The sequence below is a fragment of the Halalkalibacter wakoensis JCM 9140 genome (genome assembly GCF_000513095.1).
Lineage (GTDB): Bacteria > Bacillota > Bacilli > Bacillales > Bacillaceae_D > Halalkalibacter > Halalkalibacter wakoensis.
In genome coordinates this window covers 1-21,660 of the sequence record NZ_BAUT01000006.1, presented here as the reverse complement: position 1 = coordinate 21,660, position 21,660 = coordinate 1, and the positions used below count along the sequence as shown (strand labels likewise).

The following is a 21,660-nucleotide window of genomic DNA, read 5'->3' as shown; positions in this document are numbered from 1 at the left end:
GTAATAACTTTGTTTTCATTTCTTTATTTAGTGAATCTAGTTCTGATATAACTCTTGTCCAGATTGTACAATTCGTTTGTTGGATTGTTCTGTTAACTGAATAGCTTCAAATACATTATTGTAGGCTTTCCGAAACGATTCGATAGCAATAGCGGGTTCTTCTAATGTCTTTAACGTTTCTTCGGTGTTTTGTTTTAATAGTTCAGAGTTAGATAATAACATGGACTCTGTTGCTTCATTAACATTTTTCACTGCTTTAATGACATTCTGCTGATTAGAAAGAGCTAACTGGATCGATGCCGATACGGTTATAACGTTTTTCGTCATCGTAATCGCATTAAAGATAGCTTCTTCCAACTTGTCATTATTTTCTACAATAATATCAACGGAGGCAAGCGACTGCTGTAGAACCATAACCGCTTGAGACATGTTTTTTACACGTGAAACGACTTTTAGTTGTCCTTTTTTTAACTCATTTGGGTTATCTGCCCATTGTTCTTTTGTCATTTCATCTTCTAGCATTCTGCTTAGTTGGTGGCCTAACTCAATTTGGTCGTTTAAATTAGCAATTCGCTCTTTTGCAACGTCTCTTAATTGATGGAGCATAAGCGTATCTTCCTGAAGTTTATCTTTTCCACTAAGAAGTCCCTCAACGATATGGTCGACTTGAGCCTCTACGGTTTTATATTTTTTCGCGTATTGCTCAATTGGATTTCTTCGCAGAAGCTTGTTCAGCCATTTTTTCGTTTGAGTCGTCTTTAAATGTGTAGGTTCTAACTGACTTACTGTTTCTCTTAATTGATGTAATTGATTTGGTAGCTGGTTCGATTGATCTTGCATCATTTCCTTAACAGGGCGTTTTAGCGCTTCGAGCGATTCACCAGCTTCCCGTTGCTGTTCTTCACCTAACGAATCCAATGAACGTAGCAATTTATCTATGTCTTCATCTTGCTTGAATTGTTTGAGTGCATTTCCTTTTTCGTCCTGAGATTTCATGTCAAAGTCCTCCTTAAATAGATCAACTCTCACTGTAATACGGAATGTAAGATAAAAACGTTTCAATGTAATATTATGATGTATTTTAGCGACTAATTCAATCATCCTCTAGAAGTATGTAATGAAGGGAAAATTACGGTTACATGAATGGCAGGATTTATGAATAGATATTTTTTGTCGAATCCTTTATCATTTTAAGAGAGGAGAAGGAAAAGAAGTGATTATGTGGTTCCTCATTCCAAATATCACATTATTATAAGTAGTAATCGTGACGAGATTTTATAGAGTAAGTTTAACTAAAATGAGTCGTGTTTTCGATTGACTAAGCCACTCTGGCTAAAGAGTAGTTAAAAGAAAGTGAAACTGACTGCCGCCAGAAAAAATAGTCGCATAATAATTTTCTATATAAACAATTGAATAATAAATGAATTTTTATACAAATGAACGTAGTGATTATACATTTTTTATTGAGGTGTTAAAGACATCATCAAAAAAAAATTTTGCAAAACAACCCTACAGGAAGCGCTTTCATAACAGAATTCAGCAAATTTCAATTTGCCGAAATGTCAGAAAAATGATATGATCCTGTATATTAGCTCATAGTTTTTGGGGAGAGTTGATTGATATTTACTTTTTGGAGAAAGGGTTGATGCCAATGCGGTACTCACAATTACCGAAAAAACAAGGCCTATATGATCCACAATTTGAGCATGATAATTGCGGTATCGGCTTTTTAGCCACATGAAAGGGAAGAAATCGCATCAAGTTGTTCAAGATGCACTTCAAATTCTACGAAACTTAGAACATCGTGGTGGGCAAGGTGACGAAGTAAACACAGGAGATGGTGCAGGAATTCTTTTGCAAATTCCACATCGTTTCTTTGAAAAAGTCTGTTTAGCAGATGGTATAACTCTTCCTGAAGCAGGCGACTACGGAGTAGGGATGCTGTTTTTGCCACAGGATGAAGAAGCAAGGGAAAAATGTGAAAAAAGCCTTGAAGCCATTATAAAAACAGAAAATATGGAACTTTTAGGCTGGCGCGATGTTCCCGTTGATGACTCAATGCTTGGTAATGCGGCAAAAGCAGCTATGCCATTTATAAGACAGTTATTTATTAAACGAAACCCAGAGTTGAAAACAGAATTAAGTTTTGAGCGCAAATTGTACGTCATTCGTAAGCGTGCTGAAAGTGAAATGCTGGACTATGTTCCTGCAGATGAATCTTTTTATTTTGCGAGTCTATCTAGTCGTACGATCGTATATAAAGGAATGTTGACAACTGAACAAGTTGATCAATTTTTCTTGGACATTCCTGATTCAGATTTTGAAACAGCGATTGCACTAGTTCACTCTAGATTTAGTACGAACACGTTCCCAAGTTGGGAAAGAGCACATCCAAATCGTTATATGATTCATAATGGTGAGATTAATACCGTTAAAGGAAATGTTAACTGGATGCATGCTAGGGAAGCCATGTTTGAATCGGATGTGTTTGGTGATGATATTGAAAAAGTATCACCTGTAGTAGATAGCAGTGGATCAGATTCATCGATGTTCGATAATACGATTGAATTCTTATCGCTTTCTGGTCGATCGATGGCTCATTCAGCAATGATGATGATACCAGAACCGTGGCAGAATGATGATCGAATGAGCGCGGAGAAAAAAGCATTCTATCAATTCCATAGCACATTAATGGAACCTTGGGATGGTCCAACGGCAATCGTTTTTACAGACGGTAAACAAATTGGAGCTTGTCTAGATCGAAATGGTTTACGTCCATCTCGTTACTATGTGACGAAAGATGATTATATTTTAATGTCATCTGAAGTTGGTGTATTGGATATCGATCCTGAAAATGTTCTTTACAAAGAGCGTCTTCACCCTGGTCATATGTTATTAGTTGATACAGAAGAAGGTCGAATTATTCCTGATGATGAGATTAAACATCAAATTGCTAGTGAACACCCTTATGAAGATTGGGTAAAAGATCATTTAATTCAACTTGAAGACGTACTTGAAACGGCTCATGTGGAAAATACTGATTTCAAAAACCTCGGTACACGTCAATTAGCTTTTGGTTATACGTACGAGGAATTATCTAAAGTCATTCAACCAATGGTGAAAGATGGAGTTGATCCTGTTGGTTCTATGGGATATGATTCACCACTTGCTGTTCTCTCAAAGAGACCTCAACTTTTGTACAACTACTTCAAGCAACTTTTTGCTCAAGTAACAAATCCAGCAATTGATGCTATTCGTGAGGAAGTAGTAACAGCAACTGGTACAACAATCGGAGCGGAGCGTAACTTGTTAAATCCGGAACCATTAAGTTGTCGTCATATTCATCTTCCATATCCAATTTTGGACAATGAAGAACTAGCAAAGTTGCGCCATAACAAAATGGAAGGGTTCAAATCTATTACGTTGCCAATCTTGTTTGATATTTCAAAGGATGAGAGTCAACTAGAAGATGCTTTGGATTCACTTTTTGCACGTGCCGATGCAGCGATTAAAGCTGGACACACTTTAATTATTTTAAGTGATCGCGGAATGAGTGAAACTCAAGCGGCCATTCCTGCACTTTTGGCAGTTTCAGGCTTACACCATCATCTCATTCGTCAAGGAACTAGAACGAAAGTTAGTCTTCTTGTTGAATCTGGTGAACCGAGAGAAGTACATCATTTTGCTTGTTTACTTGGTTATGGAGCAGAAGCAATCAATCCATACCTTGTTTTCGACTCAATTGATGGCTTGATTCAAGATGGTCTTCTTGAAAATGTCTCTTATGTAGAAGCAGTTAACAAATACGTGAAGGCTGCTGCAAAAGGCATTATGAAAGTTTTATCAAAAATGGGAATTTCAACGATTCAAAGTTACCGCGGGGCACAAATTTTTGAAGCTGTTGGGATTCACGATTCGGTTGTAGATCGCTACTTTACTTGGACGACTACAAGAATTGGTGGAGTAAATCTAGAATTGATCGAGAAAGAAGTTCGTACTCGTCATAACCGTGCTTATTCGAAACAAGAAGGTGTAGATAAAGCATTAGATCCGGGTGATGACTTACAGTGGCGTCGTAATGGGGATCCGCATCAATACAATCCTCATACGATTCATATGCTTCAAAATGCATGTCGCAATAATAACTATGATTTGTTCAAAAAATACTCAAATGCCATTAATGAGCAAACAAAAGAACAAACAACATTACGTGGCTTGTTGAAATTTAAAGAAGGTCGTAAGTCCATTCCTTTAGAGGAAGTTGAGCCGGTAGAAGAAATCTTCAAACGTTTCCGTACGGGCGCGATGTCATTCGGTTCGATTTCAAAAGAAGCGCATGAAACATTAGCGATTGCGATGAATCGTATCGGGGGAAAAAGTAATACTGGTGAAGGTGGAGAAGACCCTAATCGTTTTACACCTGATGAAAATGGAGATTTACGTAGAAGTGCTATTAAACAAGTAGCATCTGGTCGATTCGGTGTTACAAGTCATTATCTTGTTAATGCTGATGAGATTCAAATCAAAGTGGCACAAGGTGCAAAGCCAGGTGAAGGCGGTCAATTACCAGGGAATAAGGTTTACCCTTGGGTAGCAGAAGTACGTGGTTCGACACCAGGTGTGGGTTTGATCTCACCTCCGCCACATCATGATATCTATTCAATTGAGGATTTAGCTGAGCTTATCCATGACTTGAAAAATGCAAATCCAACTGCAAAAGTAAGTGTTAAGTTAGTTGCAGGAACAGGTGTTGGGACAATAGCAGCTGGGGTTGCAAAAGGTCGTGCAGATGGAATCATCATCAGTGGTTACGATGGTGGAACCGGAGCAGCTGCAAGAACAAGTATTAAACACACTGGATTGCCTTGGGAAATTGGATTAGCAGAAACGCATCAAACTCTTCTTTTAAATAATTTGCGTGATCGAGTGACGCTTGAAACAGATGGTAAATTAATGACAGGCCGTGATGTAGTCGTTGCTGCATTACTCGGTGCAGAAGAATATGCCTTCTCAACAGCTCCTTTAGTTGTTTTAGGCTGTATTATTATGCGTGTATGTCACCTTGATACATGCCCTGTTGGAATTGCAACACAAAACCCTGAGCTTCGCAAAAAGTATATGGGTGAAGCTGATCATATCGTGAATTTCATGAGTTTTGTAGCGCAAGAGATTCGTGAACTTATGGCAGAATTAGGATTCAAGAATTTAGATGAATTAATTGGTCGTACAGATCTTTTAGAACAAAATAAAGCTGTTGATAACTGGAAAGCTGAACATGTTGATTTATCAAATCTCCTCTATCAGCCTAATCCAGAAGATCATGATCGTAACTTCTGCACAAAGAGTCAAGATCATCAACTTGAATTATCTCTTGATGCCAGAGAGCTAGTTGCGGCAAGTAAGCCAGCCATTGAAAATGGAGAAAAGGTTCAAGGAACTTTCCCTATTAAGAACACAGATCGTGTAGTTGGTACGATTGTCGGAAGTGAAATTAGTAAGAAATACGGTGCACAAGGTTTACCTGAAGATACCATTACCTTTGATTTTAAAGGGTCAGCAGGTCAAAGTTTTGGTGCATTCGTTCCGAAAGGTATGACATTACGTCTTGAAGGAGACGCAAATGATTACACTGGTAAAGGTTTATCAGGCGGTAAAGTCATTGTTTATCCTCCAAAAGTGTCAACGTTCAAAGCTGAGAAAAACATTCTAATCGGAAACACATCTTTCTATGGTGCAACAAGCGGTGAAGCGTACATTAACGGTATTGCTGGTGAGCGTTTTGCTGTCCGAAATTCTGGAGTATCGGTCGTTGTTGAAGGTGTGGGTGATCACGGTCTTGAATATATGACTGGCGGTGTTGTTGTTAACTTAGGTTCTGTAGGGAAGAACTTTGCAGCAGGTATGTCTGGTGGTATTGCGTTCGTTTATGATGAAGATGGGACGTTTGAATCTAAATGCAACAAAGAAATGGTTCATCTAGAAGCTGTTATAGAGCAAGAAGACCTCGAGCTTTTACAAACATTGCTTCAAAACCATTGTAAATACACGGACAGTGCACGTGCTACTGAGGTTCTTGAAAATTGGAACCACGTGTTGCCTAAGTTTGTCAAAGTGATTCCGAAAGATTACAAACGTATGTTAGAAGCAATTAATCGTGTTAAACAAGAAGGTTTAACAGACACTGATGCAGTCATGGTTGCCTTCGATGAAAACAAAAATGATAAATCACGAGTAAGCGGAAAATAGATATGAATCTCATTGGGAATGATTGAATAACGTTAAAATCGTTCCCCTTGAGTATCTGTTTTTTGATTAGTAGAGATAGAAGAGATTGGAGTGAATGCGATGGGGAAGCCAACAGGTTTATTGAATACAAGAGAGAAAATCCAACAAAACGTGATCCATTTGAACGGACAAAGAGTTGGAAAGAGTTTCAAATTATCATGCCTGAACCAGCTTTACGCCAACAAGGTGCTCGCTGTATGGACTGTGGTGTTCCATTTTGTCAAACGGGAACAACAATGGACGGTTCTGGGGAAATTGGATGCCCAGTATATAACTTAATTCCAGAGTGGAACGATTTAGTTTATCGTGGAAAATGGAAAGAAGCATTAGACAGGCTTCATAAAACAAACAACTTTCCAGAGTTTACAGGAAGAGTGTGCCCTGCGCCTTGCGAAGGATCTTGTACAGTTGCGATAAGCGATGATGCAGTGTCAATCAAAAGCATAGAGTATCATATTGTTGAACGTGGGTTCCAAGAAGGTTGGATCGTACCACAACCACCTTCTAAACGAACAGGCAAGACAGTTGCCATCGTCGGTTCTGGTCCTGCTGGTCTTGCTGCAGCAGCTCAATTGAATAAAGCAGGACATACTGTTACTGTATTTGAACGCGAAGATCGTATTGGTGGACTTTTAACGTACGGTATACCGGATGTGAAACTTGCGAACCAAACGGTTGAACGTCGTGTGAAAATTCTTGAAGAAGAAGGAATTATATTTAAAACGAATGTTGAGATTGGAAAAGACGTTTCAGCATCTCAGTTAAAAAAGGATTTCGATTCTGTTTTACTTTGTACTGGAGCTACAAAGCCGCGTGATGTAGAAGTTGAAGGACGTGAATTAAGAGGGATTCATTATGCGATGGATTTTCTTACAGCTAATACAAAAAGCCTTTTAAATTCTAACCATGAAGATGGCGAATATATTTCCGCTAAAGGAAAGCATGTTATTGTTATTGGTGGTGGAGATACAGGAGTTGACTGTATTACGACATCAGTCCGTCATGGCGCAAAATCAATAACTCAATTTGATATTAACCGTCAAAAACCTGAAGAGCGCACTGAAAAGAACCCTTGGCCGTTGTTCCCAATTGTTCATCAAGTTGAAGATGGTCAAAAAGAAGCACAAGCAGTTTATGGAACAGACCCAAGAAGTTACCAAGTTAGCACAACAAAATTTGTTGGTGACGAAAATGGAAATGTAAAAGAAATTCATACAATTGGGGTAGAAACAACCATTGATGAAAAAGGTCGTAAAATTCGTACGCCGATTCCTGGGACTGAAAAAGTGTGGGAAGCTGATTTGGTATTTCTTGCAGTTGGCTTTACAGGACCAGAACAACGTATCATTGATGAACTAGCAGTTGAAACGACTTCTCGTTCAACGATTGATGCTGAGTATGGGAAATATATGACGAGTGTACCTGGCGTATTTGCTGCTGGAGATAATCGCCGTGGTCAAAGTTTAGTCGTATGGGCTATCCATGAAGGACGTGAAGCAGCGAGAGAGTGTGATCGCTATTTGATGGGAAGTTCAAATCTACCATAAAACTGTAACTGAATTGTAATGGCGTTTTCATAGATTTCATGAGAAAATAGAATTACTATTAAATATGAAACTATGAAAGGGCGTATAAATATGCTTCGACACGTGAAGCGTGGTCTCGTCATTTCATCTGCTCTTCTTACTTTCGGTTTGTTCGTACCTTCTGTTGATTTTGTTAGAGAGGTACAAGCGGAAGAGCCACAGAAGACACATGGTGAAAGCACGGAGAAACCACTTATATATGAAGTAAATGCAGAAAGCTATGATTTGTTTGGTGAAGTATTACCGGCTAGAACCGATCAATATATCCACCGTAACATATCTTCTGCTGATTTATTAAATGATCTTATTATGAAAAAAGCAGTTGAACAAAGTTTACTTAAGTTCGGTACAGTTATTACAGATAAAATAAGTTCGTCATTTGAAGAGGAAATTGTGCCTCAATTAGATTCTGTTATTCGAGAAACAACAGGGACTTTGACTGATGACGAATGGCAACAATTAAAGATGTCAACTACTCCCTCTTCAGGGTTAGGGGAGAAAATTTTTCATCTCTATAATGAAGAAAGTGGGGAGGACATTTTCAGGTTCCATGTTAGAAGAGACCAACCTCCTAAACAAGGTTATATGTTTAATTTCCATTATCATACGTATGCCGATAATCATGAGAAGCATCATACGATAGGAAACATCTATTGGGGAAAAGATATGCCTCCAAAATGGAATAGTCTAGACCGTGTATATTCATAAAATATACACGGTTTTCTTTTTGACTTTGAAATTATGTGACAAATGACACACCTCGTAAAATGAACATATGGTATAATAGTAGGAAATAGTTTTAAAAGAGGGTTCGTTACATGTTAAAACAATTGCTTATTCTAATAGTAGCTGCTTCTTTGTTTGTTACTGTTTGGGTTTTCGTTATTATTCAATTCACAGGCACGGAACATGATGCTGATTTATCGTTATCTTATGTAGAACGAACTAATCATGCTTTGGATCTGCCAGAAACAGTTTATGAAGAAGGCTCTACGGAGATAGATGGATATAATGGAGAAGACTTTGATGAAGTTAAAAAGGTGGAGACAGATATTGAAAATCAAGAAGGTCTTAATCTGGAAGAGAGATTGGAGCAAACGGATCGTTTTCTCAATTTAGCGGATTATGATTTTAGTGATGTTTCTACTTCAGAAGGAGTACCAATTGAAGCAATCTTGTCAAAACTTGACCTAAATTAAAAAAGTTGTCATGATTTATTCGTAATTCTTTCTCAACTTCCCCTTATTTTTTGATAGGATAAAACTATGAATTATGTTTTGGAGGGATTGTTTTGGAATCACGTGTAGAAGGAAAAAACCGTCCAGAGTGGGTAAAATGGGCGATTCGTATTATACTTGGCTATGTACTGCTATTAGCCGTTATTTTGGCCGTTACGATTATAGCTATTTTAATTACTTTTACTTTCATTATCATCGATAGTTTTTCTGATACTAGTACGTTAGGTGCCGTTTCGGAACAGTATTTCGTACCTATCTCTGAATTTATGTGGAACTTGTTCACTTGGTTAGTTCCAGGTTTGTAACGGAAGGGTGTCATGAATGTCTCAGGAAATTGTCATTGTATTAACTGTTTTTCTTTTGTTTATCCTTACAGGGCTGTTCGGTGGGTTTGGTATTTATAGCTTATTGCATCAACAAAAGAAACGTGCGATTTGGAGCTTTACTATAGGGTTTTTATTGATTATTGTGTACTTGCTTACTATGTTTGCTATCGGATTAGGTGGCATATAAGGAGAGTGGTAAAATGACTTCAGGTAACGCTGTACGAGCTTTTTACAAAACAGGGGCGTATATTGCAGATTTAATGGAGAAACAGGAGGAAAATGGCCGAGCTCTAGTAAAAATAAGGGCTGTCATTAAGCACCCGTTACAAGGAGACCTTCACAATCCTAAAATGACGAATGTCCCTTTGTTTCATCAACGAAAAGCATTGGCAGAGTTTGAAAAAACATGGGTACCACTTTCTTCTTTAAAACCTTACGAAGGGGAAATCCCTGAATATAAACAATCATTGGATGAAGCTTTACAAAAAGAAATATCAAAACTAACAGACGATGAATCAGAATGGGCACAATTGTCTTTAGAAAAATTATTAGAATGTCAGAAAGAATATGGATTAATGTAAAAGAACGAAAAAGAACTGAGTTTAGGAATCATCTAAACTCAGTTCTTTTTATATCCAACCCGTTTAACCAAAGACGAATACTTAAATCCAATATAAAGAGATCATCAGGATTATCAAGGGAACAGTTCGTGAGGGACTCAATTTTTCTAAGTCTGTAAAGAAGGGACTGACGATGTAAATTTAGCTCGCGAGCTGTTTGACTAACATTGCCGTGATTATGATGGTAGGTTGTAAATGTATGGAGAAGATCAATTTGCCGTTCTTCTGCATAGCGCAAAAGAGAATCAAGTGTGTTTATGGCTATTTCTTGCAAATCACTATTTTTTTCTAAGCTTTCCATCACTCGGTCTACCTTCGTATCAGCGTAAACGGAAATCGTATTTTTCCCATTCCGCTTTCGGCCAATATCTAATGCTTTTTTTGCTTCTTGATAACTCCCTGCAAAACAAGAATATCCGTATTGTTTGGCAATTCCCCATGTAACAGAAAGGGAAGGATGCAAAAATTGAAATCGTGTTTGTAACTTTCCAATATAGGTTTTGACTTGTTCAATGACTTTCTGATGACTAACTTCAAGAAAGATAATCAACTCCTCATTCTGGTAGGTGACCATCGACTTTAGTGCCATGGATTTTGCTATTGATTCAGCTTCTTCCTCCATATGTCTTATCCATTCATGTAGCCAGTGATCAAATGTTATGGATAAATGGGTCATCGATTGAAAGCTCTCATTAAGTTGTTCCGGTTTTGCGACAATACAAATGTATGGCAGGTTAATTTGATAGTTTAAAGACTTTGCTCTTGAACGCATCAGGTCGTTTGAAGGAATCGCATCTCTTGATAATTCCCAGACAAAATCATCACGCAATCTCCATTCCGCTTCCTTTGCCGCTTGTTCATGCAAAAAATGGATCGCAACAGCAGTAGTCACATGTTCTAATAACATAACCCACTCATCATGTTCTTCCTCACTAAATGGTTCTGGTCCAAATCCACCAACTACAATATAACCTTGTATGTTACCTGTTGAATGAATGGTTAATTGAAGTGCATACTCTCCTTGATATTCTACCCAATCAAATGTCTGGTCTAACGAATGATAAATTCCATCCTCCTCTAATTGTTTGTGCAAAAATTGAGCCCACTTATCAAGTAAGGGATCAGGGAATGCATTAGACTTACCACGTATTACACCTCTTTTATCTGCTATTAACACTGGACATTCAATTGATTTTGATACATGATCAGCTACTATGTTTAATGAAAGCCCTGATAAAATAAAATCCAATAAGGATTTTCGTATTTGCTCTATTCTTTTTAGATGTTGATGCTTTTGTTCATGGATTTCTCCAAGTACTTGTTCTAAAATGTCAGAAAAACGAATCGACCAATCGAGTTCAATTAAAATAAACTGATGGTTGCTAGCAAGCTCGATGATCGATGGAGGTATGAACTTAATAAAGGGGCCTAGTGCAATAGCAAGTCCAGATGCTCCTGATTGAATGATTTCTTTAACAAATTTATAAAACTCTTGCTCGTTTTCGGCACATCCCACTCCAGAAGTAAGAACGAGTTCATTTTTTCGAACGAAGGCTTCAACGGGTGTTTCAATAACAGATACCCAATTGACATAAGTAGAGTCAAGCTCGTTAAGTCCTGTTCGAATAACCGTTGATTTTAGGATGTCTAACGAATGCACATGCTTCATAGAAATACTCATTGGACTTTTCCTCCTTATATCAAGGTTATTTTAATCACTAATAATTATGATACCTTCTATTGTAAGGTAAATTGCGAATATTTGTAAAAGTGGATGATAGCAAATGCTATTTTTTCATACAATTTGATGAATGTTTTGTCATCTTTTATTGAATATGATGAAAGTAACTAAAGAAAGGGGTGGCAACATGGAAGAAAAGAATAGTGTGAGAACAGGTACAAATTCAGTTTGGGCAGGAGAGAAAGACTATTTGGCACACGGAGCAACTCAAGTTCCAGTCGTTCATAGTGTTGCCTATAATTATAATGATGTCGATGAATGGTATGAAGTCGCAACTGGTAAGCGAAAAGGTCATATTTACGGGAGAAATACAAATCCAACTGTTCAATCATTTGAAGATAAAGTAAAAATACTAGAACAAGCGGAAGCAGCAACAAGCTTTTCAACGGGTATGGCGGCGATTTCAAACTCATTGTTAACCATACTTAAACCCGGTGATCGGATTGTTTCTATTAAGGATACGTATGGAGGAACCAATAAAATATTCTCTGAATTTTTACCAAGATTAAATATAGACGTGGAGCTAGTAGAAACGGGAAACCACGAGGAAATGGAAAAGGAAATTGCCAAAGGGTGTAAATTGGTTTATTTAGAGACACCAACCAACCCGACTGTAAAAATCACAGATATTGTACGAATTACAAAGGCAGCAAAAAAGGTCAATGCACTCGTTTTTGTTGACAATACTTTTGCAACTCCTATCAATCAAAATCCATTAACATTGGGTGTTGACCTTGTTATTCATAGTGCTACAAAGTTTCTAGGAGGGCACGCAGATGCATTAGGTGGGGTCGTATGCGGCTCGAAAGAATTAGTTGATGCCATTTATCATTATCGCGAAATTAACGGCGCTACAATGGATCCTATGGCTGCATACTTGATTATACGAGGAATGAAAACACTGCAACTTCGTGTTGAAAAACAACAAGAAAATGCTTGGAAGGTTGCCCAATTTTTGCAGCAACATGACAAAATCGAAGCCGTTTTCTACCCAGGTTTAGAAAATCATATAAACCATGATATTGCGAAGAAACAAATGAAAGGCTTTGGTGGAATGCTAAGCTTTGCTTTAAAAGGGGAAATGGAAGCCGTTAGACAATTTTTACCTAAATTAAAATTCGCACATCGGGCAGCCAATTTAGGGGCAGTAGAAACAACAGTTGGTCCCGCTAGAACGACAAGTCATGTTGAAAATACACCTGAAGAACGAGCAGCACTAGGCATACCAGAAGGATTAGTTAGGTATTCGGCAGGAATTGAGGATATAGAGGACTTACTTTATGACTTAAAGCAAGCACTTGATTCAATAAAGGCATAAAACGTAAGGATGATACGGCGATGGGCATGGATGAATGGAAAAAAAGGTTAGTAGAGTGGCGAAGACATTTGCATCAAAATCCGGAATTGAGTTTTGAAGAGGTGGAAACAACCTCTTATATTATCGAACAGGTCAAGAGCCTACCAGGTGTTACAGTCCAATCTGGTAAAGATCAATTAGGACTTGATACAGGAGTGTTAGTGACTGTTGGTAGTGGTTCAAGTCCAATTATTGGTCTTCGAGCTGATATAGATGCATTGCCTATACAGGAAAAAACAGATCTTGTCTATCAATCTAGCTATAAAGGCATTATGCATGCATGTGGACATGATGGGCATACGGCTATGCTTCTGGGAGCGGTCTATTTGCTATCAAGTTTATTTGAGCAAGGTCAATTGCCAGGTACAGTAAAATGTTTGTTTCAACCTGCAGAAGAAACGGAAGACCATTACGGAAAAACAGGTGCTCAATACATGTTGGAGAAGGAAGCGATCAAGGATGTCGAAGCGTTCTACGCTTTGCATATAGACCCTGAGCTTCCTTTAGGAGAAGCAAAAATAAAGCCCGGCATTGCAATGGCTAATGTTGATACGTTTGAAGTTGTTATTTCGGGCACTGGTGGACACGGAGCTTATCCTGAACAGTCCATTGATCCTATTTGGCTCACGTCTATCATTCTTCCATTTTTCTATAGCTTGCCTTCAAGAAGTGTTTCTGCGACTGACCCAGCAGTTTTAAGTGTGTGTCAACTATTAGGAGGAACATCAACCAATGTTATCCCTTCAGAGGTGACCATAAGAGGTACGATGAGGACGTATTCAGGAGAGGCTAGAAAGAAATTAACCAATGAATTAAGAGATGGGCTGACATCTATTAAGGCATATAAAGGCACGTACGAACTGAAAATACACCACGGAGAACCAGCTTTATTTAATGACCAGAAAAAAACAGAAGTATTAGCGAGTGCCCTCTCACTAGTGGACCCAACATGTAAGATTCATTCCGTACCATACGGCATGGGTGGTGAAGATTTTAGCCATATTTTGAGAGAAATTCCTGGAGCCATGATGTTTCTTGGGGCTTGTGAATCAACTAGAGAAAAAACCAGTCTACATCAGCCAACATTTTGTTTTGATGAACGCGTCCTTGAGTTGGGTTCAAAGACGTTAGTAAAAGCAGCCTTGCTTTCTATGAAAAGAGGAGGGGATCAAATTGACACATAAATTGGATTTGATTGGTTTTGGCGGAGTAGGTCAAGGTTTTGTTGAAATTTTACGAGAAAAAGGTCAACAACTGAAGGCAGCCAATGAAATCGAATTTAAAATTGTATCGATTTCTGATCTATATAAAGGGTCATTGCATCATCCTAATGGGCTTTGTTTAGATACCGTTATGAAAACGGTCAAGGAGACGGGAGCGCTATACGACTATCCTGATACACCTGGATTAGTTCGAGGATGGTCAAGTGAAGAAACCATAACCAATTCGAATGCTGATTCTGTTGTAGAAATGACATTTACGGATGTGCAAACAGGTCAACCTGCCATTGACCATTGCACGGTTGCTTTTACAAATAAGAAAAACATTGTGATGACAAATAAAGGTCCAGTGGCTCTTGCATATGATCGCTTATTTTCACTGGCAAAAGAAAATGGTGTGAAATGGCTATTTGAAGGATCTGTGATGAGCGGTTCGCCTGCATTACGACTTCCAGAGCTAACACTAACAGGAAATGACATTACGGAAATAAGAGGCATTCTGAATGGTACGACAAATTACATGTTCATGCGAATGGAAGATGGTCTCACTTATGAAGAAGCGTTAAGGGAGGCACAGGAAAAAGGTTTTGCCGAAGCAGATCCAACGGCGGATGTAGAAGGCTATGATGTATTATATAAAATTCTTATTTTAGCGAATGTTGTTCTAGGGTATCCATTAAAGAGAGAAGATGTTACATGCAAGGGAATTGCGAACATGACAACAAATGATATCAAAGAAGCCAAAGAACAAGGAAGACGATGGAAATTGATTGGATCTCTCAAGAAAACAGATCAAGGACTTCTTGCCACGGTCCAGCCGGAAATGGTTTCTTTAGATGATCCATTAGCTGGAATATCTGGGGCAATGAATGCGATCACATATGAATGTGATTTATCTGGACCTATTACACTCGTTGGCGCAGGGGCTGGAATCAAAGAGACGGGATTTGCCGTCTTAATTGATTTGATTCACATTGAACGGACTAAATAATAGGGGGATTACGGTATGGCTAAACCAATCGTTCAAGAGCGCATGTTAATTGGAGGAGAATGGATTCATGGAAAAAAGGGCATTGAGGTTTACGATCCAGGTACAGGGGAACTTATTGCAACAGTTCCTTCTGCAACGGAAGAAGATGTAGAATTTGCTATTCAAAAAGCTAAATCAGGTGCTCAAAAGAGTGCAAGCTTGCCTGTACATGAACGAATGGCAATTCTACACAAAGCAGCTTCCTATATTGAAGAAAATCAAGATGTCTACGTGAAAACCATTGTGCTAGAAAGCAGTAAAACCATTCGAGAGGCTAGAAAAGAAGTCATTCGCTGCATTGAAACATTACGATTAAGTGCAGAGGAAGCAAGAAGGATTGAAGGCGATACGATTCCTTTTTCACAAATGCCCGGACATGAAAACAGAGTTGGGTATGTTTATCGTTTTCCAATTGGCATTGTCGCTGCTATTACCCCATTTAACGATCCACTTAATCTTGTTGCACACAAAGTCGGTCCAGCCATTGCTGCAGGAAATGCAGTAATAGTGAAACCGGCTTCCTTAACACCGTTAAGTGCTTTGCGTTTTGCTGAAGCGTTTTTATATGCTGGTTTACCTAAAGATATATTATCCGTTATTACTGGCCATGGTTCAATTATATGCGAGCCATTAGTGGAACATGACGATGTTCGTTTCGTTTCTTTCACCGGAGGTTATGAAACAGGAAAAGAGATTACAAAGAAAGCCGGTGTTAAAAAAACAGGAATGGAACTAGGCTCTAATTCCCCGACCATTATTTTAAAAGATGCCAATGTAAAAGAGGCAATTCATTCAACGGTTTCAGGAGCATTTGGAGTAGCAGGTCAAAACTGTATCGGTGTTCAACGAATTTACGTTGAGAAATCAATCTATCAAACCTTTCTTACAACATTTGTTGAGGAAACGAAAAAATTGAAGGTTGGCCATAAAAATGACGAAAAAACCGACATCGGTCCGATGATTTCGGAGAAGGAAGCAAAACGCGTGGAAAAATGGATTATAGAAGCAAAGAAGCAAGGTGCAATTGTACAATGTGGGGGAAGACGAATAGGGACCTTTGTAGAACCAACTGTGTTAACAAATGTTCCTGAACAGGCAACTATTGCAACACAAGAAGTGTTTGGTCCAGTCGTACTCATTCAATCAATTAACTCTCTAGAGGAAGGCATTGAATATTCGAATAAAAGTGGGTACGGTTTACAAGCTGGAATTTTTACTGAAAAATTAGACACTGCATTTCAAGCGATTCACGAACTACATTTTGGTGGAGTGATGATCAACGATAGCAGTGATGTCAGAATTGATGCGATGCCTTTTGGAGGGATTAAAGGATCAGGTCTTGGTCGTGAAGGGGTGAAGTATCAAATTGAGGCAATGACAGAACAGAAAGTTGTCGCATTTAAATTACAAAGATCCCCGTTTTTGTAAATGAAATAGAACAGGGATGAGAAAGAGGGTGAAATCTTTGTTTGCATTAAAAGAGTACAAAAAGAGGTTGGAGGCAGTCAAAAAAAGAATGGTGGATGAAGGGGTGGATGTTCTTTTAATTTCGAACCCTTCCAATATGTATTATTTAACCAATTATTCGGCATGGAGCTTTTATGTACACCAAATAATGGTTGTCACATTAGAAGATGCGCAGCCACTTTGGATCGGCCGTCAAATGGATGCAAATGGTGTAGCAAAAACAACTTGGCTTGATGAACACCATATTATTGCCTATCCTGATTTTTATGTACAATCAACGGATCGGCATCCGATCGATTTTGTCGCAAATATTCTAACAGAAATTGGTCAAGGAAGAAGAACGATAGGTGTTGAAAAAGATGTTCATTATTTTACGGCACTTTGTTTTGAACGATTAAAACATGGATTGCCTGATGCAACTTTTAAAGACACATCAAGCCTTGTAAACATGGTCCGCTTAATCAAGTCACCAGAAGAAATTAACTACATGAGAAGGGCTGGAAAAATAGTCGAAAATGCCATGACAGCTGCTTATGAAAGTGTAGAAATAGGGGCTAGAGAGTCTGATGTTGCAGCAGCCATTTATTATGCTCAGATTAAAGGGACACCTAGTTTCGGAGGAGATTATACGTCAATTGTACCGATGATGCCAACAAATGAAAACACCTCTTGTCCTCATATTACCTGGACAGATCGACCTTATGAGAAGGGGGATTTTTTAACAATAGAAATAGCAGGTGCCTATAAGCGTTATCATGCACCCATGGCTCGAACAATGGCTATAGGTACGGCACCTAAAGAGGTCAAAGAACTTTCTAAAGTAGTCGAAGAAGGAATAGATGTTACACTAGACTATATTCGTCCTGGTATTAGGGCAGAAGAAGTGGAGAGAATATGGAGCAAGACAATAGGCAAATATGGTCATAGAAAGAGTTCAAGGTTAGGTTATTCTGTCGGCCTTAGTTTTCCACCAGATTGGGGAGAACATACGATAAGCTTCAGACCAGGAGATGAGTCAATTTTAAAACCTAATATGACGTTTCATTTAATGCCAGGAATTTGGTACAACGATTATGGAGTAGAAATAACAGAGACGATTCGAATTACGGAAAAAGGAGTAGAGCTTTTAACAAATTTCCCACGTGGATTGTATGAAAAACCTAATTTATCGATTATTTCAGATGAGCATACACCGTAAAAAAGGGGTGATTCAACAGGGTAACGTGTCCTGTATTGAATCACCCTTTTTCTGTATTCTTATAGAATCCATTAGTGTAAGCGTTGTATTGTGTAAAATATTACGAAACCCGAAAAAAATTAATGATCTTTCATCATTGTAATGATACGATACTACTACATAATGTAGAGAGGACGATCAAGATTGAAAGACAAATCACTTCTTTTTACATATGCGATCATCTTTTTTGTCATGATTTTATGGGGATTAAATGTCGTAATGTTAAAAATATTAGTGGAAGAATTTCCTCCAATCACGATGACGGTATTTCGGATTATGGTAGCCGGCATGGCTGCAACTGCAATGATTTTAGGAAGGAAATGGATAAAGCCATTAACGAGAAAAGAGTGGAAATATACGCTACTTGCGACCTTTTTTGGTGTAGTTTGTCATCATGCTTTTTTAGCAACGGGATTAACGTTTACAAATGCGTCAAATGCTGTCTTAATTTTAGCATTGCTTCCTCTGACAACGTCTATTTTGGCTATGATTTTTCTTGGAGATACAGTTACAAAGTGGAGAATAGTTGGAATTGGTTTAGCTTTTATTGGGGTTATGTTTATTCAGGGAGGGGGAGGCGAACACGTTTTCTCTTTCGGGGAATTAGCGCTATTTGTCGCCATGTTTGCACAAGCTATTAGTTTCATCTTTATTAAAAAAGCAACAGCTACACTCGATTCAAGGCAAATGACTAGCTTAATGCTGTTGATTGGATCTTTTGGATTACTTACTCTTAGTTTCGTTCTTGAGCCAGGCAGCATTGGGACTATGTTCCATGCACCTGTCTATGCCTACATCATTTTTTTCATTTCAGCTATCCTAGCAACTGCCGTAGGACATTTTTTATTTAATGCCGCCATTCAGAAAATTGGAGCTGGGCAAACAGCAATTTTTAATAATTTCGTTCCTTTTTTCGGTTTAATTAGTTCAGCTATCTTTTTAAATGAACAAGTTTACTGGTATCAGACGTTTGGCTTTCTTTTTATTGTTATTGGCGTTTTGTTTGGAACAGGTTATATAGAGAATCATTTCTTTAAATCAAGGACGGTTGAAAAGCCGGTATATAAAAAAAGCATGTAGCGTTTGCTACATGCTTTTTTGAAATTTAGCTAACGAAGAAATTAATAGAAGGTTGTACGATTGATTGCAAATGTTGCTGTTCTTCAGCCGTTAGAGGTACTAAAGGCAAACGAACAGGTCCAACTTTAACTCCTTTCATCTCTAAAGCAGCTTTTACTGCAGTAGGGTTAGGAGCCGTAAATAAAGACTTCATGACCGGTAATAGTTGACGATGCTGCATAGCAGCTGCTGTAACTTGACCTGCTAGGTAGTTGCGGACCATTTGTTGCATTTCATTACCAACAATATGAGAAGCAACTGAGACAACACCTGTACCACCAATTGATAAAAGTGGCAACGTTAAACTGTCATCACCACTATAGACGCTAAAGCCTTCTGGAGCATGTTCAATAAGATTTGCAATGGCATCCAAATCACCACTTGCTTCTTTCATCGAACGATGTTAGGGATTTGTGCTAAACGCAGCGTCGTTTCTACATCCATATTCACAACACTTCTACCAGGGATGTTATACAACATCACTGGTAGCTTCGTTGCATTGGCAATCGTGCTAAAATGAGCAAACATTCCCTCTTGAGAAGGTTTATTGTAATAGGGAACGACAAGCATTACAGCGTCTACGCCAATTTCTTCTGCTTGTTTTGTAAGCTCAATGGAAGCATACGTATTGTTCGAACCAGTTCCAGCTATAACAGGAACTTGACCGTTGGCTGTTTCAACAACTGTTTTAAATAGCAGTAATTTTTCATCAGTCGAAAGAGTAGGGGATTCTCCAGTTGTTCCACCTACAACCAATGCTTCAGATCCATTTGAGATTAGATGTTTTACTAAATCTTTTGTTGCCTGTAAGTCAAGTTGTCCATGTTGATTAAATGGTGTTACCATTGCAGTTAAAATACGACCAAAATTCATCCAATTCACCCTCAATTCAAAAATTTTATATACGCAGGGAGAAGATGGGCTACTGGGAGGCACAAAAAAACAACAATGAGGCCTCTACTCATTGTTGTTAGGTTAAGCATTTGTAGCCAAACCAATTCAATGTGTGAGATAGCCCTCCATATAGCGATGCTTGCTATATGACAGTACTGTCCTTTTTTAGAACAGTCCCAGCTTATGAGTTATGAGTGCTCAATAAGCTTCGGCAAGTATCCCTTTTCACTAGTTTCTTTAGAGCTCATTCTCCTCCACTAATGTACTAATGATCCTTGCACCTCTACCCTCACTTCAATTTATGAAGCAAGATATAACGTAATTTGTGTCTACCTTACCAAATGTTTTCAATGATTGCAATGCCTATTGGGAATTTCTTTGTAATAAATTTAAAAGCTTGTCCAATTCTTGGCTACATTCAACGGTTGCCTTTGCGGTCATTCCGTATTTTTTAGCAAGATTCAACATCTGTAATCGTTTTTGCTCTATTTCTACACACAACATGTTAGTCTCCACCTTAAAAAAAATAAAAAACAGACGAATTGGTTAGGGAGAAATGGGAGCTGTATCACTGGTGTATCTAAGCAAATGTCTATTTATAAAATTATTATACCCAATAGAAAAATGTTGAAAAGTGTTTCTCCTAAAGTAGTCAATAATAGATGAATTTAGTAATAAAACGACAATTTCCGCGAACTGTTACCTAATTTTTTCAGATTGAGATGACCTTCTTCTTCGTACAATAAGAACAGGAGGGATTTTAATGAGATTTTTAGGATATGTAATCGTTGCTTCTGCAATTGTTACAGGCTGTACAGTTCCTCAAGAAGCCGAAATGGGGGCAAGTCCAGATCGTAGAGAAGGCTTTAGTGGCTACGGAGTGGAAAATGTACGTGCGCTTGAAGGACCTCTTTCTGATTTAATGATTCCCGATGATTCACCAAAGGGTTAACAGACCCTTCCATTCATTTGTCAGGAGAAGGTTCCTATACGACGAATCATCGAAACTTAAGTATGCGGCATGAAGGTCAAAATCATCAAGGAGCTCGCATTTTAAGTAATCGACCAGGGGTTTTACGTGATAAATATCAACACAGTCAGAATCCGCACGTAAAGAAACAAAGCAACCAACTAAACGATTACCAAGCGACCTCTCATTTAACAAGAAAACTTGAAGCAAGTATAGAGGCTTTAGAAAATGTTCGTGATGCTCATGTTATGTCGGATGGAGAGCGTATTGTTATTGGATTAGAATCAAGTGAACAAGACCGAGTAAGGTTAATTCGTGCAGTTGAACAAGAAGTGGAAAAAATAACTGATTTACAACAAGTAACGATTACGACTGATCGAAAAATAATTAATCGAATGAATGCAGTGGAACATCATGTTGGACTTGGTAAACCGTTTGAGTCAATATCAGGAGCAGCAGGAGATTTAGCAGACTTGTTTGATGATGCGGCTCATGGACGAAGATAAATGGATGGGAATTACCTGATTGAAAAAATAAGCCTCTACTTCGTTCAATGTATGAACATGAACG

The 21,660-nt window shown here is 38.3% G+C and carries 16 protein-coding genes, 3 pseudogenes and 1 riboswitch; of the genes and pseudogenes, 15 read left to right on the top strand and 4 right to left on the bottom strand.

Going from position 1 to position 21,660, the window contains the following annotated elements:
- Nucleotides 1-36: 36 nt before the first annotated feature.
- Complete coding sequence (locus JCM9140_RS04275) at nt 37-996, bottom strand: toxic anion resistance protein (protein ID WP_369384399.1); 960 nt, start codon at nt 994-996, stop codon at nt 37-39.
- 655 nt (nt 997-1,651) lie between these two features.
- Here JCM9140_RS04275 and gltB point away from each other — a divergent pair.
- The 7 genes and pseudogenes from gltB (at nt 1,652) to kapB (ending at nt 10,016) form a co-directional block, all read left to right on the top strand.
- Nucleotides 1,652-6,246 (top strand): annotated as a pseudogene (gltB, locus tag JCM9140_RS04270) (glutamate synthase large subunit).
- Between the two features lie 99 nt (nt 6,247-6,345).
- A pseudogene (locus JCM9140_RS04265) lies at nt 6,346-7,832 on the top strand (glutamate synthase subunit beta).
- Between the two features lie 90 nt (nt 7,833-7,922).
- Nucleotides 7,923-8,579 carry a YpjP family protein gene (locus JCM9140_RS04260; RefSeq protein WP_034742844.1) on the top strand — a complete coding sequence of 219 codons (657 nt, stop codon included), beginning with the start codon at nt 7,923-7,925 and terminating at the stop codon, nt 8,577-8,579.
- A gap of 110 nt (nt 8,580-8,689) precedes the next feature.
- Nucleotides 8,690-9,070, top strand: a complete 381-nt coding sequence (locus JCM9140_RS04255) for a hypothetical protein (protein ID WP_034742842.1) — start codon at nt 8,690-8,692, stop codon at nt 9,068-9,070.
- Between the two features lie 92 nt (nt 9,071-9,162).
- On the top strand, nt 9,163-9,414 hold the full coding sequence (locus JCM9140_RS04250) for a hypothetical protein (RefSeq protein ID WP_034742840.1): 252 nt from the start codon (nt 9,163-9,165) through the stop codon (nt 9,412-9,414).
- A 16-nt stretch (nt 9,415-9,430) separates the two neighbouring features.
- A complete protein-coding gene (locus JCM9140_RS04245; protein ID WP_034742838.1) occupies nt 9,431-9,622 on the top strand; it encodes a hypothetical protein in 192 nt (63 codons plus the stop codon).
- Nucleotides 9,623-9,635: 13 nt separating this feature from the next.
- Nucleotides 9,636-10,016, top strand: a complete 381-nt coding sequence (gene kapB, locus JCM9140_RS04240) for a kinase-associated lipoprotein KapB (protein WP_034742836.1) — start codon at nt 9,636-9,638, stop codon at nt 10,014-10,016.
- Nucleotides 10,017-10,044: 28 nt separating this feature from the next.
- Here the strand turns inward: kapB and JCM9140_RS04235 are convergent, their stop codons facing one another.
- On the bottom strand, nt 10,045-11,736 hold the full coding sequence (locus JCM9140_RS04235) for a PucR family transcriptional regulator (RefSeq protein WP_034742833.1): 1,692 nt from the start codon (nt 11,734-11,736) through the stop codon (nt 10,045-10,047).
- Between the two features lie 187 nt (nt 11,737-11,923).
- On the opposite strand from JCM9140_RS04235, the gene JCM9140_RS04230 reads away from it, so the two are divergent.
- The 6 genes from JCM9140_RS04230 (at nt 11,924) to JCM9140_RS04205 (ending at nt 19,187) form a co-directional block, all read left to right on the top strand.
- Nucleotides 11,924-13,114 (top strand): cystathionine gamma-synthase family protein, encoded by a 1,191-nt coding sequence (locus tag JCM9140_RS04230; RefSeq protein WP_034742830.1) that lies wholly within the window; start codon nt 11,924-11,926, stop codon nt 13,112-13,114.
- Nucleotides 13,115-13,134: 20 nt separating this feature from the next.
- Nucleotides 13,135-14,337 (top strand): M20 metallopeptidase family protein, encoded by a 1,203-nt coding sequence (locus JCM9140_RS04225; RefSeq protein ID WP_034742827.1) that lies wholly within the window; start codon nt 13,135-13,137, stop codon nt 14,335-14,337.
- Complete coding sequence (locus tag JCM9140_RS04220; RefSeq protein WP_034742824.1) at nt 14,327-15,364, top strand: homoserine dehydrogenase; 1,038 nt, start codon at nt 14,327-14,329, stop codon at nt 15,362-15,364. The genes JCM9140_RS04225 and JCM9140_RS04220 overlap by 11 nt, the downstream gene beginning before the upstream one ends.
- A 15-nt stretch (nt 15,365-15,379) precedes the next feature.
- Entirely contained in the window at nt 15,380-16,831 is a 1,452-nt protein-coding gene (locus JCM9140_RS04215) for an aldehyde dehydrogenase family protein (protein WP_034742821.1), read from the top strand.
- Nucleotides 16,832-16,868: 37 nt separating this feature from the next.
- Nucleotides 16,869-18,068 carry a M24 family metallopeptidase gene (locus JCM9140_RS04210; RefSeq protein ID WP_034742818.1) on the top strand — a complete coding sequence of 400 codons (1,200 nt, stop codon included), beginning with the start codon at nt 16,869-16,871 and terminating at the stop codon, nt 18,066-18,068.
- Between the two features lie 183 nt (nt 18,069-18,251).
- Nucleotides 18,252-19,187, top strand: a complete 936-nt coding sequence (locus JCM9140_RS04205) for a DMT family transporter (RefSeq protein WP_034742816.1) — start codon at nt 18,252-18,254, stop codon at nt 19,185-19,187.
- Between the two features lie 25 nt (nt 19,188-19,212).
- Here JCM9140_RS04205 and dapA read toward each other — a convergent pair.
- Together dapA and JCM9140_RS22970 are read right to left on the bottom strand one after the other, a co-directional pair.
- Nucleotides 19,213-20,099: pseudogene (gene dapA / locus JCM9140_RS04200) on the bottom strand (4-hydroxy-tetrahydrodipicolinate synthase).
- 131 nt (nt 20,100-20,230) lie between these two features.
- Nucleotides 20,231-20,414: riboswitch (Lysine riboswitch) on the bottom strand.
- Between the two features lie 69 nt (nt 20,415-20,483).
- Nucleotides 20,484-20,624 carry an aspartyl-phosphate phosphatase Spo0E family protein gene (locus JCM9140_RS22970; protein ID WP_081727559.1) on the bottom strand — a complete coding sequence of 47 codons (141 nt, stop codon included), beginning with the start codon at nt 20,622-20,624 and terminating at the stop codon, nt 20,484-20,486.
- A gap of 259 nt (nt 20,625-20,883) precedes the next feature.
- On the opposite strand from JCM9140_RS22970, the gene JCM9140_RS04195 reads away from it, so the two are divergent.
- Nucleotides 20,884-21,072 (top strand): hypothetical protein, encoded by a 189-nt coding sequence (locus tag JCM9140_RS04195; protein WP_034742813.1) that lies wholly within the window; start codon nt 20,884-20,886, stop codon nt 21,070-21,072.
- 17 nt (nt 21,073-21,089) lie between these two features.
- Nucleotides 21,090-21,596 (top strand): YhcN/YlaJ family sporulation lipoprotein, encoded by a 507-nt coding sequence (locus JCM9140_RS04190; protein ID WP_156314763.1) that lies wholly within the window; start codon nt 21,090-21,092, stop codon nt 21,594-21,596.
- Nucleotides 21,597-21,660: the final 64 nt, after the last annotated feature.

Coding starts and splice junctions, on each gene's coding strand:
- JCM9140_RS04195 (WP_034742813.1), top strand. CDS start 20,884: ATGAGATTTTTAGGATATGTAATCGTTGCTTCTGCAATTGTTACAGGC.
- JCM9140_RS22970 (WP_081727559.1), bottom strand. CDS start 20,624: ATGTTGTGTGTAGAAATAGAGCAAAAACGATTACAGATGTTGAATCTT.
- JCM9140_RS04245 (WP_034742838.1), top strand. CDS start 9,431: ATGTCTCAGGAAATTGTCATTGTATTAACTGTTTTTCTTTTGTTTATC.
- JCM9140_RS04235 (WP_034742833.1), bottom strand. CDS start 11,736: ATGAGTATTTCTATGAAGCATGTGCATTCGTTAGACATCCTAAAATCA.
- JCM9140_RS04230 (WP_034742830.1), top strand. CDS start 11,924: ATGGAAGAAAAGAATAGTGTGAGAACAGGTACAAATTCAGTTTGGGCA.
- JCM9140_RS04255 (WP_034742842.1), top strand. CDS start 8,690: ATGTTAAAACAATTGCTTATTCTAATAGTAGCTGCTTCTTTGTTTGTT.
- JCM9140_RS04275 (WP_369384399.1), bottom strand. CDS start 996: ATGAAATCTCAGGACGAAAAAGGAAATGCACTCAAACAATTCAAGCAA.
- JCM9140_RS04260 (WP_034742844.1), top strand. CDS start 7,923: ATGCTTCGACACGTGAAGCGTGGTCTCGTCATTTCATCTGCTCTTCTT.
- JCM9140_RS04215 (WP_034742821.1), top strand. CDS start 15,380: ATGGCTAAACCAATCGTTCAAGAGCGCATGTTAATTGGAGGAGAATGG.
- JCM9140_RS04225 (WP_034742827.1), top strand. CDS start 13,135: ATGGGCATGGATGAATGGAAAAAAAGGTTAGTAGAGTGGCGAAGACAT.
- kapB (WP_034742836.1), top strand. CDS start 9,636: ATGACTTCAGGTAACGCTGTACGAGCTTTTTACAAAACAGGGGCGTAT.